At 62.2% G+C, this 15,804-nt stretch carries 13 protein-coding genes; 2 read left to right on the top strand and 11 right to left on the bottom strand.

Going from position 1 to position 15,804, the window contains the following annotated elements; genetic code table 11:
• The first annotated feature begins 17 nt into the window (after positions 1-17).
• Complete coding sequence (locus GKC41_RS09095; protein WP_418904384.1) at positions 18-2,780, top strand: InlB B-repeat-containing protein; 2,763 nt, start codon at positions 18-20, stop codon at positions 2,778-2,780.
• A gap of 162 nt (positions 2,781-2,942) precedes the next feature.
• Here GKC41_RS09095 and rho read toward each other — a convergent pair whose 3' ends face one another.
• Positions 2,943-4,811 (bottom strand): transcription termination factor Rho, encoded by a 1,869-nt coding sequence (rho, locus tag GKC41_RS03060; RefSeq protein ID WP_154313082.1) that lies wholly within the window; start codon positions 4,809-4,811, stop codon positions 2,943-2,945.
• A 221-nt stretch (positions 4,812-5,032) separates the two neighbouring features.
• Between rho and GKC41_RS03065 the strand changes: the two genes are divergently transcribed.
• Positions 5,033-5,695, top strand: coding sequence for a TetR/AcrR family transcriptional regulator (locus tag GKC41_RS03065; RefSeq protein ID WP_154312869.1), 663 nt, complete (start codon positions 5,033-5,035; stop codon positions 5,693-5,695).
• Between the two features lie 60 nt (positions 5,696-5,755).
• On the opposite strand, the gene GKC41_RS03070 is transcribed toward GKC41_RS03065, so the two are convergent.
• From GKC41_RS03070 to GKC41_RS03115, 10 genes are all read right to left on the bottom strand, one after another.
• Positions 5,756-7,345 carry an NAD(P)/FAD-dependent oxidoreductase gene (locus tag GKC41_RS03070; RefSeq protein WP_154312870.1) on the bottom strand — a complete coding sequence of 530 codons (1,590 nt, stop codon included), beginning with the start codon at positions 7,343-7,345 and terminating at the stop codon, positions 5,756-5,758.
• A 138-nt stretch (positions 7,346-7,483) separates the two neighbouring features.
• Positions 7,484-7,798 (bottom strand): DUF2469 domain-containing protein, encoded by a 315-nt coding sequence (locus GKC41_RS03075; protein ID WP_015022511.1) that lies wholly within the window; start codon positions 7,796-7,798, stop codon positions 7,484-7,486.
• On the bottom strand, positions 7,795-8,847 hold the full coding sequence (locus tag GKC41_RS03080) for a GNAT family N-acetyltransferase (protein WP_229281607.1): 1,053 nt from the start codon (positions 8,845-8,847) through the stop codon (positions 7,795-7,797). Before GKC41_RS03080 ends, GKC41_RS03075 begins: the two co-directional genes overlap by 4 nt.
• Positions 8,848-9,091: 244 nt before the next feature.
• Entirely contained in the window at positions 9,092-10,594 is a 1,503-nt protein-coding gene (gene gatB / locus GKC41_RS03085) for an Asp-tRNA(Asn)/Glu-tRNA(Gln) amidotransferase subunit GatB (protein ID WP_154312871.1), read from the bottom strand.
• Positions 10,595-10,618: 24 nt separating this feature from the next.
• A complete protein-coding gene (gene gatA / locus GKC41_RS03090) occupies positions 10,619-12,172 on the bottom strand; it encodes an Asp-tRNA(Asn)/Glu-tRNA(Gln) amidotransferase subunit GatA (protein WP_154312872.1) in 1,554 nt (517 codons plus the stop codon).
• Positions 12,173-12,176: 4 nt separating this feature from the next.
• Positions 12,177-12,473, bottom strand: a complete 297-nt coding sequence (gene gatC, locus GKC41_RS03095) for an Asp-tRNA(Asn)/Glu-tRNA(Gln) amidotransferase subunit GatC (protein ID WP_015022515.1) — start codon at positions 12,471-12,473, stop codon at positions 12,177-12,179.
• A 43-nt stretch (positions 12,474-12,516) separates the two neighbouring features.
• Complete coding sequence (locus GKC41_RS03100; protein WP_154312873.1) at positions 12,517-13,506, bottom strand: ABC transporter permease subunit; 990 nt, start codon at positions 13,504-13,506, stop codon at positions 12,517-12,519.
• Positions 13,503-14,429, bottom strand: coding sequence for an ATP-binding cassette domain-containing protein (locus tag GKC41_RS03105; RefSeq protein ID WP_154312874.1), 927 nt, complete (start codon positions 14,427-14,429; stop codon positions 13,503-13,505). The genes GKC41_RS03100 and GKC41_RS03105 overlap by 4 nt, the downstream gene beginning before the upstream one ends.
• Entirely contained in the window at positions 14,426-15,130 is a 705-nt protein-coding gene (locus GKC41_RS03110; RefSeq protein WP_154312875.1) for a TrmH family RNA methyltransferase, read from the bottom strand. The genes GKC41_RS03105 and GKC41_RS03110 overlap by 4 nt, the downstream gene beginning before the upstream one ends.
• Complete coding sequence (locus GKC41_RS03115) at positions 15,127-15,804, bottom strand: orotate phosphoribosyltransferase (RefSeq protein ID WP_195760129.1); 678 nt, start codon at positions 15,802-15,804, stop codon at positions 15,127-15,129. The genes GKC41_RS03110 and GKC41_RS03115 overlap by 4 nt, the downstream gene beginning before the upstream one ends.

A 15,804-nucleotide genomic window follows, 5' to 3' on the forward strand; every position in this document is an offset into this window, starting at 1 on the left:
AATATCTGGTCAAGGTGATGCTGCCTGAAGGGGCGCCGGCCGGATTCACCTACAAGGCCGTCAACGGTAATTACAACCACACCCTGGCCTTAGGATCAGATGGCAACGTCTATGGCTGGGGCTCCTGCAGCGAAGGAGAGACCGGCCACCACGATTGCGACGACACATGCGACTACAAGCCCAGCCTCATCCAGGGATTCGACAAGAAACACAAAATCGTCGCCCTACAGACCGGACTGAACTACTCCACGGCTCTGGACGACGCTGGCACGGTATGGTCATGGGGAAGCAACCTTGACCACCAGTTGGACCCATCCGCCGGCGCGGTCGTTGGTAACGATAAGCCGATCAAGATTTACGGCCTTGACAAGGTCCATGTGGTGGCCATTGCAAACGGCTTCGCAAACACTCTGGCCCTGGATGACCAGGGAAGGGTTTGGACCTGGGGTATGAATAAAGCCGGCCAAATCGGCAACGGATCAAGCCCCAGCAAGACCGATATATTCAAAGACCCGGTCCAGGTCAGCTTCCCGCAGGGGACCAGAATCACTGCCATCACTAGCGGCGGCAATTTCTATCTTAGCCACGCCATGGCTCTGGATTCCGACGGCAATATCTGGGCCTGGGGCGACAACAGCTACGGACAAATGGGCGACGGCAGGACCTCTGCAGCAGACAGCCCTCAGACCACTCCGGAACGCTTGGAGGATCCGAAACTTGCCGGCCGACACTGGATCAGCATCGACGCTGGCGAGGAGTATAACCTGGCTATCTGCGACGACGGCCTGACCTACAGCTGGGGACGTGACGACATGGGTCAGCTGGGTCAGGGCACCAGCGGCGATGGCGCCCATAACCGGCCCTCCGCGGTCGCCTTCCCCTGGCCGGCAAAACTGACCGGACTCAAATTCGACACAACGGATATCACCACCGGAATGAAGGCGCAAAAGAACGGGACCTGGACGGCTACCACCCCACCGCACGCACCAGGGCTGGTGGATGTGGCCCTGGCGTGGACTTTGAACGACCAAGAACAGACCCAGGTCCACCTGCCCTTCCGCTATCTGTCGAACGGTGTGACCGTAACCTTCCAGTCGGAGAGCGATTCACCGGCGCCACCCAGCCAGAGTCTGGAAGCGGGAGAGCGGGCAGTCCGCCCCAGCGCTGATCCGACCAAGGCCGGCTTCCGCTTCGATGGCTGGTTCCTAGGCAAGACCGCCTACGACTTCTCCAAGCCAGTCACCAGTTCCATGACGCTCAAGGCCCACTGGAGCCCTGAGAGTCAGAACTGGACCATGACCCCGGACCATGGAACCGAGATGGGCGGGACGAAGGTCACCCTGACACCGCCAGCCCTGCGAGGCATTCGCTTCAGCCAGGTCAGTGCCGGTTCCCACTGGTCCCTGGCCCTGGGATCCGACGGGAAGGCCTACGCCTGGGGCAAGAACGACAGCGGCCAGCTGGGCAATGCGAACATCGCCAAGGGCGGCACCAGCACCATGCCGGTCCGAGTGGATATGCCCGAGAAGGCGGAGGCCAACTTCGTCTTCACCCAGGTCAGCGCGGGCCGGGACTATGGCCTTGCTCTAGGCTCCGATGGAAAGGCCTACGCCTGGGGCAACAACGATGTCGGCCAGCTGGGCGACTCCACCCTGAATGCCCAAGGCCGGCCCCATCCGGTACCGGGTCTGCCGGCCAAGATCCAGTCCATCAGCGCCGGCGGTGGACATGCCTTGGCTCTGGATTCCCAGGGACGAGTCTGGTCCTGGGGCGCCAACCAATACGGGCAGCTGGGCCTGGATAATGCCGGAGGCGATACCGTCTCGCCAGACGGGCGAACCAGCCCTGCCATGGTGACCGGAATCCCGGTTACTACAACGGCAATAAGCGCTGGAAGCCGGTATTCACTAGCCATGACCGTGGATGGACAAGTCTACGCCTGGGGCACCAATGATTCCGGCCAGTTGGGCGATCCCTCCCTACCAGTGAGCGCTGACGGCGCCAACCCCACGCCGTCTGCCGTTCAAGGACTAACTGGCGAAATGAGCGCCATCAGCGCTGGAGACCACCAAGCTCTGGCCCTGGATTCCCAAGGACGCATCTGGACCTGGGGACAGGTCAAGGGCGAGAACAAGAAAACCCCTGCCCTATTGACCCTTCCCGACGGACTGCCGACGGGGTTTGCCATCACGCAGATCAGCGCCGGCACCGGAGCATCCTCCGCCCTGGGCTCCGATGGACAGATCCTGACCTGGAGCAATGCCGCAGAAGGCTCAGACCCAACATCCTTGGCCAAGCCCGAGGACACGCCTGCAGATTTCAGTTTCACAGCCGTCAGCACGGGCGACCCGAGCTCACTGGCCCTAGGCTCCGACGGCCTGGCCTACGGATGGGGTGCCGACGATGCCGGCCAACTGGGCGACGACCAATCCGGACCGGACCTGAACAGCAAGACTCCACAGGCTGTTGTGATCAGAAGCCTGGTTAAGACGGTCACCTTCGCCGGACTGGCTACAGAGGGAACCCCGCAGTATCAGAACGGCACCTGGTTGGCAATCACTCCTCGTTACAGGCCCGGGCAGGTGGATACCGTCATTCAATGGAGCCTGGTAGGCGTGGATCAAAAGGATCAGACCCTGCCCTACACCTACGACCAGTTGGCCGTCCTGCCCCTGACCGGCAGCACTGGCGTGATTCTGCTGATCATAGCTGGCCTGCTGGGCATGGGAGCCGCCATGGCTGCCAGATTCCATCGGCGGGAGAACAAAATGGCAGCATGACAGGGGCAGGGACGACACTATGAAAAAACCTGGGCTGACAGGCTTCGAGTAGATCATCGCCCTAAACAGCTGTCTTGTTTCGCCACTGCTTATGCATTGGGCCCTATCCACGAACTGAATCGCGGATAAGGCCCAATAAACATGTCAGGCGTCAGGCCCGAGTCACTTCTGAGCCAGCATGGACTGGTTGATAGCCGACAGGAAGTCCCGGTTGGTGGCCGTCTTCTTCAGCCTGGGCACCAGGGTCTGGTAGGCCTGCTCGGTCTCCATGCCGCCCAGGAGGCGACGCAGCCGGTAGACCACAGCCAGCTCCTCGGGCGCGGTGATCAGCTCTTCGCGCCGGGTGCCGGAAGCGTTGATGTCGATGGCGGGGAACATGCGCTTGTCGGCCAGGTCCCTGGTCAGCCTCAGCTCCATGTTGCCGGTGCCCTTGAACTCCTCGAAAATGACCTCGTCCATCTTGGACCCGGTCTCCACCAGGGCCGAGGAAATGATGGTCAGGGAGCCGCCGTTTTCGATGTTGCGGGCGGCGCCAAAGAAGCGCTTGGGCGGATAGAGGGCCTGAGCATCCACGCCGCCGGAGAGGATGCGGCCGGAGGCGGGAGCGGAGATGTTGTAGGCTCTGGCCAGACGGGTCATGGAATCCAGCAGGACCACCACATCCTGCCCCAGCTCCACCAGACGCTTGGCCCGTTCGATGGCCAGCTCGGCCACGGTAGTGTGATCGCTGGCTGGGCGGTCGAAGGTGGAGGAGATGACCTCGCCCTGGACCGTGCGCTCCATGTCGGTGACCTCCTCGGGCCGCTCATCCACCAGGACCACCATCAGATGCACCTCGGGGTTGTTGGCGGTGATGGAGTTGGCGATGGACTGCAGGGTCAGGGTCTTGCCGGCCTTGGGCGGCGAAACGATCAGACCGCGCTGACCCTTGCCAATGGGGGCGACGATGTCGATCAGACGACCAGTGATGTTCTTGGGCTGGGTCTCCATCCGCATGCGCTCCTGCGGGTAGAGGGGGGTCAGCTTGTTGAAGTGGGGCCGTCCTGCAGCCTCCTCCACACTCATGCCGTTGATGGTGTCGATGGCCTGCAGAGGAACGAACTTCTGCCGCTGATTGCGGTGCTCGCCCTCGCGGGGGGGACGGATGGAGCCGTGCACGGCATCGCCCTTGCGCAGGCCGTACTTCTTGACCTGGCCCATGGAGATGTAGACGTCGTTGGGGCCGGGCAGGTAGCCGGAAGTGCGCACGAAGGCGTAGGAGTCCAGCACATCCACAATGCCTGCCACGGGGACCAGGTCCTCGGGCTTGAAGTTCTCCCTGGGCTCATAGTCACGATCCCGGCCGCTGCTGCGGTGGTTGTTGCGGTTGCGTCGGTCGTTGCGATCGTTGCGGTCATTGCGATCGCCCCGGTTCCGGCGGTCATAGCCGTTATGACGGTAGTCACGCCCTTCCTCGCCGCGATCCTCGTAGCTGCGCCGACGGGGCCGGTCATTCCGTGAGGGCAGAGCCGCCAGAATGTCGTCCAAATTGCGAACCGAACCGGAGCCTGCGCGCTCCTCATCATGCTCATGCTCGTTCCGGCCACGGTTGGAGTGGAAGCCTCGGGATGAATCCGTGCTGCGGTGACGGCGACGGGATATGACCACGTTCTCCTCGTCCGCCACCGTATGGGGGAAGCGGGTCCGGTGCTCGCTATGACCGCTCTTATGATCGTCAATACCCAAAACATCGAAGAGGTCTCCGACAGGACGATCGTCCTTGGATTCCTCCGATCCCTTGGTATCCGTGGTCTCCTGTCCTCCTTCCGCGGAGGAGTCCGTCTCCTGCTTCGTCGGCTGCTGCTGATCGGTGGCCTGGCCCCCCTTGGCCACGGCGGCCGCAGCCTTGGGCTTACCAACGGTTACTCCCTCAGGGGCCTTGCCGCCCGAGCGTGCCGCCTCGATCGTCTCGATCAGGACAGGCTTGCGCATGCCGGAAATACCGCGCAACCCCAGCTGCCTGGCCAATTCCTTGAGTTCGGGCAGCTTCATGGAATGAATATCTTGGCTTGTTGCCACTGTTGTAATGCCTTTCCTTCGCTATGCCTACTTAGGCTAGGCAAATAGCTTGAGAATAGTGCGGGGGTACCGCTCATGAAAATTCGACGCCGACTCGGCTTGTCGAACTTCCATAAGCCTACAACGAGTGCACGACCGGTGCAAGAACCGACCTGCGTGTCCAGAAATCACAGGTAAACCTCTAGACTGGGCATATGACTGACCGATCATCTCTGCGTGAACAACGGCGGAGCGAATTCGTAACCACCGCCATGCGGGTCTTCGACCGGAAAGGCGCTGCAAACACATCCCTGCGTGACGTAATCCGTGCCATGAACCACGGCAAGGGCGTAGGAATGAGCGTTTTCTATTACTACTTCAAATCCAAGGACGACCTGATAGATGCCTGCGTGCGCACCTACCTGGCCTCCTACGTGGACAATGTGGTCGACATTCTGCAGAATCCTGACCTGAGCGTTCAAGAGGCGCTGGACGACATCTGTCCGCATCTGGTAAGGGCCATCTGGAAGATGGACGTCATCTTCGCTGATAAAGCCAACTGGTACAACTACCTGAGCACCAACAGCAATGTGATGGAGGGCTTCGTCAGACAGATCATCGACCCTTTGTCCAAGGCCCTGGACCGCTGGCTGGATCGGGACGACCTGCCGCAGACCCAGCTGATCCAAACAGCCGGCACCCGCACTGTGGCCTGGCTGATGGCCGACGGGCTCTCGTCCATCGTCAGCAACGGCAGAGGAGCCGCCGGAAACCCGCAAATCAGAGAGGTGGTCCGCCAGCGTGTCCGCGAGAGCGTGGCCTTCTTCTCGCAGCTTCTCGGCCTGCCCTTGAAGCCACCAGCCATCGCCCTGTCGTAAATGACAAAGCCCCCGACCCTGCAGTCGGAGGCTTGAAGGGAAACGAAGGCAGAGGTCTGTCTACTTCTCCTCGTGATAGGACTTCTCGGTGTTGACGTTCCAGACGTTGGCCTTGTCAGTACGACCCGATTTGATGTTGGCCACGGCTTCCATGGATGTGGCCATGGAGTGGTCCTGGTTGTTGTAGTGATGCTGCCCGTTGCGGCCCACGCAGTAGAGGTTGCCGAAGGAGTCCAGCCATTTGACCAGCTCGGGCATCTGGGCGTAGGTGTCGAAGTAGGCCGGGTAGGCCTTGACCACCCGCTCCCGGTGCGAGTCCAGCACGTCGGCAGGTCCGTTGATGATGCCCATCCGGGTCAGCTCCTTGATGGCGAAGTCAGTCGTCTCCTGATCGCTCATGTTCCAGAAGTCATCACCCTCCTTGCAGAAGTACTCCAGGCCGATCCAGACAGTGCCGTCCACGTTCTTGACCATGTAGGGGCTCCAGTTGTTGAAAATCTGGATGCGGCCCATCTTGTAGCCGGGATCCTGCACATAGATCCAGCAGTCGGGAACGATGGGCGGGTCGCCCAGGGTCTTGATGGAGGTGGTGTTGCGGATGCGCAGGTGGCGGACCAACAGGCCAACGGTCACGAAGTCGCGGTAAGGCAGGCCCTGAGCCACCCTGACCATCTCCTTGTCAGTGGAGGGCTCCTCGTGGGCGATGGCCTCCACCAGGTCCTTGATGGGCATGGAGGAGATGATCTGGTCAGCCTTCAGGGTCACCTCCTTGCCATCAGCATTGCGATAGATCACACCGGTCATGTGGCCGTCGCTCTGGGTCAGTCCGATCACACGGGCATCGGTGATCACGTGGACTCCGTGCTCCACATTGCGTCGCTCCACGGTCTCCCAGAGCTGCCCCGGACCCAGCTTGGGGTACCAGAACTCCTCGATCAGGCTGGTCTCGACCTGATGGGCGTCGCGCTTCTTGGGCAGCAGCTTCTGGAAGGCGTTCTTGAGCACGCCCATGATGCTGAGCCCCTTGACCCGCTGGGCGCCCCAGTCGGCGCTGATCTCGCGGGGGTGACGGCCCCAAAGCTTTTCGGTGTAGCCCTCGAAGAACATGGAGTAGAGCTTGCGACCGAAGCGGTTGATATAGAAGTTTTCCAGATTGTCCTCAGGCAGCTTGTGGACGACGGACTTCAGGTAGCTGAATCCGGCCTGCATGGTCAGCTTGAAGCCCATGGCCCTGAGTGTGTTGAGCGTCAAAGAGATGGGATAGTCGAAGAAATGGTGGTTCCAGTAAATCCTGGAGACACGATGACGCTTGAGCATGACCCGGTCGGTCTTCTCCGGGTCGGGGCCGCCGGGCTCCAGGTCATGGTGGCGACCAAGTTTTTTGTCGTCATAGGAGGGCGCGCCTTGCAGTGGCAGGACCTCCTTCCACCAGTCCATGATCCGGTCGTCCTTGGAGAAGAACCGGTGTCCACCAATGTCCATGCGATTGCCGTTGTGCCGAACTGTGCGGGAGATGCCGCCAAAGGCATCAGTGGCCTCCAGCACAGTGACGTCATAGCGCTCGTCGCCGCCGTCCTTGACCAGTTCCCATGCCGCTGTCAAGCCGGCGGGCCCTCCGCCGATGACGATCACGGACTGCTTGCGCTCCATGCCAACCTCCTGAAAACCGTATGAAATCATCACCACTGTACCCGGCTCGTCCCCAGTCAGATGCTACCGAGCGACTTCCCACACGAATTCCCGCCATTGCGTGGTGCAGACGTGATGATGCTCGCCCCTGCGCACTGTTTAGCCCAGCGAGTCAGGGATATCGATGTCCGTCTTCTGCACTTCCTCCACATTGACGTCCTTGAAAGTGACGATCCGGACGTTCTTGACAAACCGGCTGGACCGGTAGACATCCCAGACCCAGGCATCGGTCAGTCGAACGTCAAAGTAGACGTCCTGCCCAGCGGATCGGACGTTGAAGTCCACCTTGTTGGCCAGGTAGAACCGCCGTTCGGTCTCGACAACGTAGGTGAACAGCTTGATCACGTCCCGATACTCGCGATACAAGGCCAGCTCGGCGTTGGTCTCGTAGTTGTCGAGATCCTCAGCACTCATCGACTACCTCCATTCGCGCGATCACGGCCATGGCCAAGCGTACGCCACCAGGCACGCTTGGATCGCTTGGCCTCAGCCGACCCGTAGGCCCAATCCGACGCTGTATGCTCCTCGCCAGACCGCTCGGCAACGGGTTCTTCGGAACCGGACTTCTTCCCCGCATCCTTGGCGTCCGTCTGACCAGGGCCCGCCGTTTTGTCATTCCTGCCGTTGGGTCCTGCGTGGCCTCCAGCAGATTTTCCTGAACGTGAACCACTCTTCGGGGCCAGACCGATCTGTTCGCTTGACGTCTGCGAATCCTGAGATGCCGAGGTGGACTCTTTGGACTTTGTTTCGCTGATACCACCATCCTCATCCGCTGCATATCCATGTGCAACAAGGGCTTCAGCCACACCGGGGTTTTCGCGGATGACATGCATGCCGAAAGCATTCAAAGAACGGATGGGATCGTACTCGTCGACCAGGGCGTCCATGACGATCTGATCCTGATACTTGCCGTTCTCGGCGTCCCAGAGCGCATCACGGGAGGTGCCCGAGATCATGAATCCCAGGGACTGATAGACGGAGATCGAGCGGGTGTTTTTCTCTGGCACAGCCACCCAGATCCGGTGCAGGCCCAGCCCTGTAGGAGCAGCCGCGTACCCGTAGGTCATGATTCTGGGCATGGCATCCCGCGAGTAGCCGCGTCCGCGGAAGTGTCTGCCCAGGACCACCTGGATCCTGGCCGAACGGGACCAGCCGTCCACGTCGATCAGGAAGATCATGCCGATAACCCCCTTGGTGGCATCAGCATCGGGAGAGCCGTCCTGGTCGGTGTCCGCGTCAGTGACCATGGCCCAGGCCAGGGTGCGGCGGGACTCGGGATCGCCCACACCCGAATCACGGGCAGCCAGGCCCTTGGACCAGGCCACCGACCGACGCACCCAGGCATTGACCACGGCTCGTTCGGCACTGGGCCCCTTACCGGTGATGCCGGTGGAATTGTAGAAGGCCTCCAACTGGTCCATTGCCGTCAGATCGGCGATGACGGCCGGCCGCAGGTGCAACATTTCGCCGCGGATGTAGGGAATCTCGATCCGGTCGGGCAGCTGTCTGTTCGCTGCGTCTTCGGATCCCTCGGATTGCGTTTGCGGTCGGTCATTGCCCCTGCCGCTCATAGACATCACGTCACCTCCATGATCGCCACCTTGCGATGGCAATCAATTGTAATCCCTCGCCCCTGGGAAAACCATGAGAAGCCAGGCAGTCCGCCGGTCCGAACCCGATGGGACCGGGCCGGCGGACCGGGCGCGGTCAGGACTTGGCGATGCGCTCCATGACGATCTTGCTTACCGCCTTGGCATCGGCCTGACCCTTGGTGGCCCGCATGACCGCTCCGATAATAGCGCCCATGGGCTTCATATTGCCGCCCTTGAGCTTGGCCACGATGTCCGGGTTGTCCTTGAGGGCCTGATCGACGGCTGCATCCAGGGCCCCGTCATCCGAGACCACCTGGTAGCCGTGCTTCTTGACGACCTCGGCCGGCTTGCCCTCGCCTGCCAACACGCCGGAGACGGTCTGCTTGGCCAGCTTGTCATTGAGCTTGCCATCAGCGATCAGCTGCTCCACATCAGCGACATCCTGAGCCGAAATGGGCAGCTCCTGCAGGCTGACCCCACGGGCGTTGGCTTCGCGGGAGATCTCGCCCAGCCACCACTTGCGGGCTCCGGCAGCCGTGGCGCCGGCCTTGACCGTATCCTCGATCAGGTCCACGGCATCGGCGTTGACCGCGTCCTGCATCTGCCGGTCGGTGAAGTCCCACTCCTTCTTGAGACGGGCGCGGCGTTCGCGCGGCATCTCAGGCATCTGGGCCCTGAGCTCTTCGATATGATCCTTGGTCACATGGACCATGACCAGGTCAGGATCGGGGAAGTAGCGGTAATCGTTGGCATCGGTCTTGACCCGGCCGCCGGCAGTGGTCTGTGTGGACTCGTCCCAGTGGCGGGTCTCCTGCAGCACCTCCCCACCGGACTCCAGCAGGGCGGCCTGACGGCGGATCTCGTAGGTCAGGGTCTTCTCGATGCCCTTGAAGGTGTTGACATTCTTGGTCTCCGACCGGGTCCCCAGAGGGGCATCCGGCCCGGCGTGCAGGGAGACGTTGACGTCGGCGCGCATGTTGCCCTGCTCCATCCGGGCGTGGGAGATGCCCAGGGCCCGGACGATGTCTCTGATGGCCCGGACGTAGGCCCCGGCCACCTCGGGGGTACGCGCTCCGGCACCCTCAATGGGCTTGGTCACGATCTCGACCAGGGGGACACCGGCACGGTTGTAGTCCACCAGGGAGTGGTCGGCGCCTTCGATGCGGCCATCGGCCCCGCCCACGTGCGTGTTCTTGCCGGCGTCGTCCTCCACATGGGCCCGCTCGATGGGCACACGGAAGATGCTGCCGTCGTCCAGCTCCACATCCAGGTAGCCCTCGCCATTCAGGGGCTTGTCATACTGGGAGATCTGGTAGTCGCGGGGCATGTCCGGGTAGAAGTAGTTCTTCCTGGCGAACTGGCTCCACTCGTTGACCTTGCAGTGCAGGGCCAGGCCCAGTTTGACCGCATAGTCGATGGCGGTCTTGTTGACCACGGGCAGACTGCCGGGCAGGCCCAGGGAGACCGGGGTCAGCTGGGTGTTGGGTTCGCCGCCGAACTCGATATGGGCCGGGCAGAAGAGCTTGGTGTTGGTGCACAGCTCGACATGGACCTCCAGGCCGAACACCGGGTCGTACTTGGCCACGGCATCGGCGTACTTCATAAGTTTTTCAGCCATTGTGATTCCGTTTCCTTCCGATGCCTACTTGGTCGATCCCTGAGCCAGGCCATCCAGCCAGGGGGTGGACAGCTTCTTGGAGATGGGCCCGCCCCACTGCTCCTCCAGGGCCGCCTCAAGAGCTGCGGCAGGCCGGTACATGACCTCATCACGCATTTGGGGGGCGAAGAACTGGAAACCGACAGGCAGCCCGTCGTCGCTGAGCCCAGCGGGAATCGACATGGCCGGAGTGCCAGCCAGATTAGCCGGAATGGTGGCCACGTCGTTCAGGTACATGGCCAGCGGGTCGTCCATCTTCTCGCCAAAGCGGAAGGCCGTGGTCGGCGAAGTCGGCGAGACCAGGACGTCGGCCTGTTCAAAGGCCTTCTCGAAGTCGCGGATGACCAGGGTGCGAACCTTCTGGGCCGAGCCGTACCAGGCGTCGTAGTACCCGGCGGACAAGGCGTAGATGCCCAGGATGATCCTGCGCTTGACCTCGTCGCCGAACCCGGCCTCACGGGTGGCGGCCATCATGTTGGCAGCCGTCTGTGGGACGCCTTCGGGGGGCATGACCCGCAGTCCGTAGCGCATACCGTCGTAACGGGCCAGGTTGGAGGAGACCTCGGAAGGCATGATGATGTAGTAGGCGGCCAGCGCATAGGGGAAGTGCGGGCAGGAGACCTGGACCACCTCGGCGCCCATGGACTCCAGCAACGAGACGGCCTCGTTGAAGCGGGCCTCGACGCCGGGCTGGTAGCCCTCGCCGCCCAACTCCTTGACCAGCCCCACCTTGAGGCCCTTCAAATCACGATTCTGACCTTGACGAGCGGCCTGGGCCAGAGGGGGAACCGGATTGGGAATTGATGTGGAGTCTCGGCGGTCATAGCCACCGATGACCTCCTGCAGCAGGGCCGCATCCAGCACGGTCCTGGAGACCGGACCAATCTGATCCAGGGAGGAGGCCATGGCGATGGCCCCGAACCTGGAGACACCGCCATAGGTAGGTTTGACGCCCACGGTGCCGGTCAGTGATCCGGGCTGGCGAATGGACCCGCCGGTGTCGGTGCCCAGAGCCAGAGGGGCCTCAAAGGCGCCGACAGCCGAGGCCGAGCCGCCGCCCGAGCCGCCCGGGACCCGTTCGGTGTCCCAGGGGTTGTGTGTGGGCTTGAAGGCCGAGTGCTCAGTGGAGGATCCCTGGGCGAACTCATCCAGGTTGGTCTTGCCCAGAATGGGCATCCCTGCGGTCTTGAGTTTCTTGATGACGGTGGCATCGTAAGGCGGCACCCATCCCTCGAGGATCTTGGATGCGGCCGTCGTGGGAATGCCCTTGGTGACGATCATGTCCTTGATGGCAATAGGAACGCCGGCCAGTTCCGGCAGCCCCTCGGCGCCGTCATGGGCCAGACGCTGGTCGAAGGCGTCAGCCTGTTCCAGGGCCTGATCGGCGCTCACCTGCAAAAACGCATCAATGCTGGGCTCGGCGGCTTCGATCACATCCAGATGAGCCTGGACCAGCTCGCGGCTGGAGACCTGCCCCGACCGCAGCTGTGCGGCCATGTCGGAGGCGGATTGCTTGACCAATTCTTCCTGTGCGCTCATCGTCTCACTCCTCACCCAGAATGCGCGGGGCCACAAACATGCCCGACTCGGTGACCGGTGCCCCCGAGAGAGCAGCCTCCTGGGTCAGTGGTTCCTCAGCCTCATCAGGACGCAGGTAGGCCTCCAGAGGAATGGGATTGGCAGTGGGGGGCACGTCGTCGCCGGCCACCTCCTGGACCTTGGTAATGGAATCGGCGATCACGTTGAGTTCGCCCTTGAGGCGGTCAGCCTCCTGATCGGTCAAAGCAATCCGGGCCAAATCGCCCAAGTGCTTGATCTCTTCACGTGTAAAAGTTGGCATACTACTTATCATATGGGTGCTCTATGACACGCAGAAGACAGGGTCAACCGATGTCTGCGCGCCTAAAGACCAGGGTTCCCAGAGCACAGCATAGAGCCGTCCAGACCATCATGATCAGGCCCGACTGCCACCAGGTGGGCCACCATCCGATGCCTGCCCCTGCTGCCTGGCCCAGACCTGAAAGGAAGGTGCTCAGCAGGCTGGTTGGGGTCAGGCTGAAGGGAACCTGCAGCCGGTCGGCATGAGGGACCAAACCCGCCAGGAGTCCCAGAATCAATGGCAGAATCACGGTCAGCCCCAGGAACAGGCCGATCCCACCAGCCTTGGAGCGGCTCAAGGCCCCCAGACCCAGGCCCGTCAAAGCAAAGAGGACCAGCATGAGCGGACCGCCCAGCAGATCAATCATGGCAAGCCCGGGCTTGTAGGCGGGCAAGGCCCCCGATTTGCCTGGCAGAATCAGGGTCGCCAGGATCCAGCCGAGCAACAGACCTACCTGTGCCGCCAACCAAGTCAACAAGGCCAAGGCAAGACCCTTGGCCGTCAGAACCATGCCCCGACGAGGATTGGCCGTCAGCGTGCTCTCAATGGTGGCTCCGGAAAACTCACGCGTAAGGACCAGAACCCCCAGAATGCCCGCCACGACCATGGCCGGGAAAAGGCCCGACGCGATGGCCGACCGGAAAACGTCACCGGAGGCAGGCAGCAGGTGATCCGGAAGGTGATTGGTCTGCCGACCCGGGCCAGCCAGGACCCGGGTCGCACAGGCCATCAGGCCGGCGCTCAATGGCTGCAGCAGCATGACGATCAGGAGGAGGACCCAGGTAGATCGTAGGGAGAGCATCTTGCGCAGCTCCCCTCGGACCGCCCCGAAAAGGGTCAGCTGACCTGACGGACGACGCGAATCCAGGAAGGACAGCACCGAAGTCCGACGCAGCCGCGTGAAGGCGGAGCCATGCCGTGGGGTTGCATTATCAGGCCCTGCGGGTACCTCTCGCCGACTCCGGCGGACTCGGCGGCCGCTGTCGGCACTCATGGCCGCGCATCCCTTCTGCCGTGAATCATGTCCTTGTAGGCCTGTTCCAAGGAGGCTTTCTCCGGCTGGAAGTCGTAGAGCACCACGCCCTCCTGGGCCAGAATCGAGGCTGTCGAAGCCAGGGGCGCGCCCTGGATGCGGAAACGGGCGGCATCCGGCGGACAGCTCTCGTCTGGCGGCAGACGGGTGATGCTGATTCCGGCAGCCGTGGCCAGGGCGGCCCTTAACTGGTCGGGCTGCGGCGTTACCGCATAGATGGAGTCCCGGGAGTGCTCGCCGATGAATCGGGCCACTGTCGTTCTCTCCAGGACCCTTCCCTTGGCGATGATGACCAGATCGTCGGCGATTTGAGCCACCTCGTTGATCTTACGGGAGCTCAGGAGGACTGCCCTGCCCTGTGAGGCAAGACCGCGCCAAATGTCCCTCACCCGCTCGGCTCCCCCGGGATCCAGACCGTAAAGGGGATCATCCAGAACCAGGTTGTGCGGGTCACCCAGAAGGGCTGCAGCCAAGGCCAGTCGCTGACTCATCCCAAGAGAAAGGGAACCTGTCGGCCTGTCGGCGACCGATTGCAAGCCGACCATCTCAAGCACCTGGTCCACCCGACGTCGATCAATGCCATTGACTGCGGCCAGGGCCAGCAGGTGGTCCCTGGCCTTGCAGGCAGGATGGGCGTTGCGTGGATTCAGTATCGCTCCTGCTGTCCGCATGGGCGATGAGAGCCGGACGAAAGGCTGGCCATCGAACAGGGCCTTTCCTGCATCAGGGCGAACCAGCCCCAGAGCAGTGCGCAGTGTGGTCGACTTGCCGGCACCTTTAGGCCCCACAAACCCGGTCACCCGACCGTCCCTGGCCGTGAAGGAGACACGGTTCAGTGCCTTGCGGGAGCCAAAGCGCTTGGTCAGCGAGTCGATGACAATCATGGCCCCGCCACCTCCGCGTGCTGGCAGATCCAGGAGTGCATGGCCACGGCAGCCGCAGCCCCGGCGTTGATGGAGCGCACCGATCCGAACTGGGAGATGTAGACCACATCGTCCGCCAGCTCCAAGGCCTTCTTGGACAGCCCCGGCCCCTCAGCGCCGAACATGAGCAGACAGCGACGGGGAAAGCGATAGGTCTCCATGGGGACGGCCCCGGGGACGTTGTCGATGGCGATCATGCGGGGGGTGGACTCCCCCTGCCCGGCCGCCTCTTCTCGCAGGGTGGCCGTCATGGTTGCTATGTCGGGGTCGTGGACCACATGCTGGTAGAGCTCGGTCATCAACGAGCCCTTGCGGTTCCATTTGTGAGGACCGACTATATGGACGCAGCGGGCGGCGAAGGCGTTGGCGGTTCGGACCATGGAGCCGATATTGAAATCGTGGGTCCAATTCTCCACAGCCACCTCGAAGTCATGACGGCCCCGGCGATCCAGGTCGTCCCGAATGGCATCGACCTTCCAATATCGGTAACGGTCCAAAACGTTGCGCCGATCCCCCTGCTCCAGCAGTTCAGGGTCATAGCGCTGGTCCGTCGGCAGGGGCTGCTCAGGATGCTCTTCCTGCCAGGGGCCGACCCCCACCTGGCGGAAGACCGGCTCATCAGAGGCCATGGCCGCTCGGGTCACCGGATCAGGTTCCCTCATGACCGCTCCGGAGAGTCATCGGCCGCACCGACGAATTGATCCTCCTGGTAGGCGCAGATGAAAGGCAGTCTTTGCCGGGAGCCGTCCACTGGATCGACCACCTGAACGCTGCCATCGGTCCGGCCACCCACCAGCGAGGCGATGGCCAACGTCTTGGCACCCTGACGCTGGATGATCCCGCAGTCAAGATTGAGTTCGTTATTCCTGCCCAAGGTAACCAGGGACGAGGTCTGCACATAGGATTTCCGGCCCAGCCAAGCATCCAGAAGGATAACCCGTCTGCCTTCGATGGACGGGCCCTTGATGGAGGGGTAAACGAAGTCCATGACAAAGGCGTCCAGATCCTGCCCACGCGAGGCTGCGGCATGAAGCATGGCATCAGCCAGTGGCACGGCAGCGGCGGTCAGGGCCCCAACCGCATCGAAGTCGTCGACTGAATAGCCCGCATCCTCCAGGGTGTCCAGAAGAACATGCCCGGCAAGTTCGGCCCCGCGATGATGAAAGGTGACCCCGCTCAGCTCGGTGAAGGGACGCCCGCCGATCTCCTGGGTCAGGAGTTCACGCAGCTGATCGACCGGCTCAGGCAGGTCCACGTCGGATTTGCGTCCGACCAGATCAGGCGACCCAGTGGGCCTGAAGGATGAACCCTCTTGTCTCTTCGTTGCCTCGTTCAT

It is taken from the genome of Bifidobacterium asteroides (assembly GCF_009683175.1).
Lineage (GTDB): Bacteria > Actinomycetota > Actinomycetes > Actinomycetales > Bifidobacteriaceae > Bombiscardovia > Bombiscardovia asteroides_H.

What these genes read in the sequence shown, in the direction of transcription:
- GKC41_RS09095 (WP_418904384.1), top strand. Translation starts at nt 18, where the DNA reads ATGCTGCCTGAAGGGGCGCCGGCCGGATTCACCTACAAGGCCGTCAAC.
- rho (WP_154313082.1), bottom strand. Translation starts at nt 4,811, where the DNA reads ATGAAGCTGCCCGAACTCAAGGAATTGGCCAGGCAGCTGGGGTTGCGC.
- GKC41_RS03065 (WP_154312869.1), top strand. Translation starts at nt 5,033, where the DNA reads ATGACTGACCGATCATCTCTGCGTGAACAACGGCGGAGCGAATTCGTA.
- GKC41_RS03070 (WP_154312870.1), bottom strand. Translation starts at nt 7,345, where the DNA reads ATGGAGCGCAAGCAGTCCGTGATCGTCATCGGCGGAGGGCCCGCCGGC.
- GKC41_RS03075 (WP_015022511.1), bottom strand. Translation starts at nt 7,798, where the DNA reads ATGAGTGCTGAGGATCTCGACAACTACGAGACCAACGCCGAGCTGGCC.
- GKC41_RS03080 (WP_229281607.1), bottom strand. Translation starts at nt 8,847, where the DNA reads ATGTTGCACCTGCGGCCGGCCGTCATCGCCGATCTGACGGCAATGGAC.
- gatB (WP_154312871.1), bottom strand. Translation starts at nt 10,594, where the DNA reads ATGGCTGAAAAACTTATGAAGTACGCCGATGCCGTGGCCAAGTACGAC.
- gatA (WP_154312872.1), bottom strand. Translation starts at nt 12,172, where the DNA reads ATGAGCGCACAGGAAGAATTGGTCAAGCAATCCGCCTCCGACATGGCC.
- gatC (WP_015022515.1), bottom strand. Translation starts at nt 12,473, where the DNA reads ATGCCAACTTTTACACGTGAAGAGATCAAGCACTTGGGCGATTTGGCC.
- GKC41_RS03100 (WP_154312873.1), bottom strand. Translation starts at nt 13,506, where the DNA reads ATGAGTGCCGACAGCGGCCGCCGAGTCCGCCGGAGTCGGCGAGAGGTA.
- GKC41_RS03105 (WP_154312874.1), bottom strand. Translation starts at nt 14,429, where the DNA reads ATGATTGTCATCGACTCGCTGACCAAGCGCTTTGGCTCCCGCAAGGCA.
- GKC41_RS03110 (WP_154312875.1), bottom strand. Translation starts at nt 15,130, where the DNA reads ATGAGGGAACCTGATCCGGTGACCCGAGCGGCCATGGCCTCTGATGAG.
- GKC41_RS03115 (WP_195760129.1), bottom strand. Translation starts at nt 15,804, where the DNA reads ATGAACGAGGCAACGAAGAGACAAGAGGGTTCATCCTTCAGGCCCACT.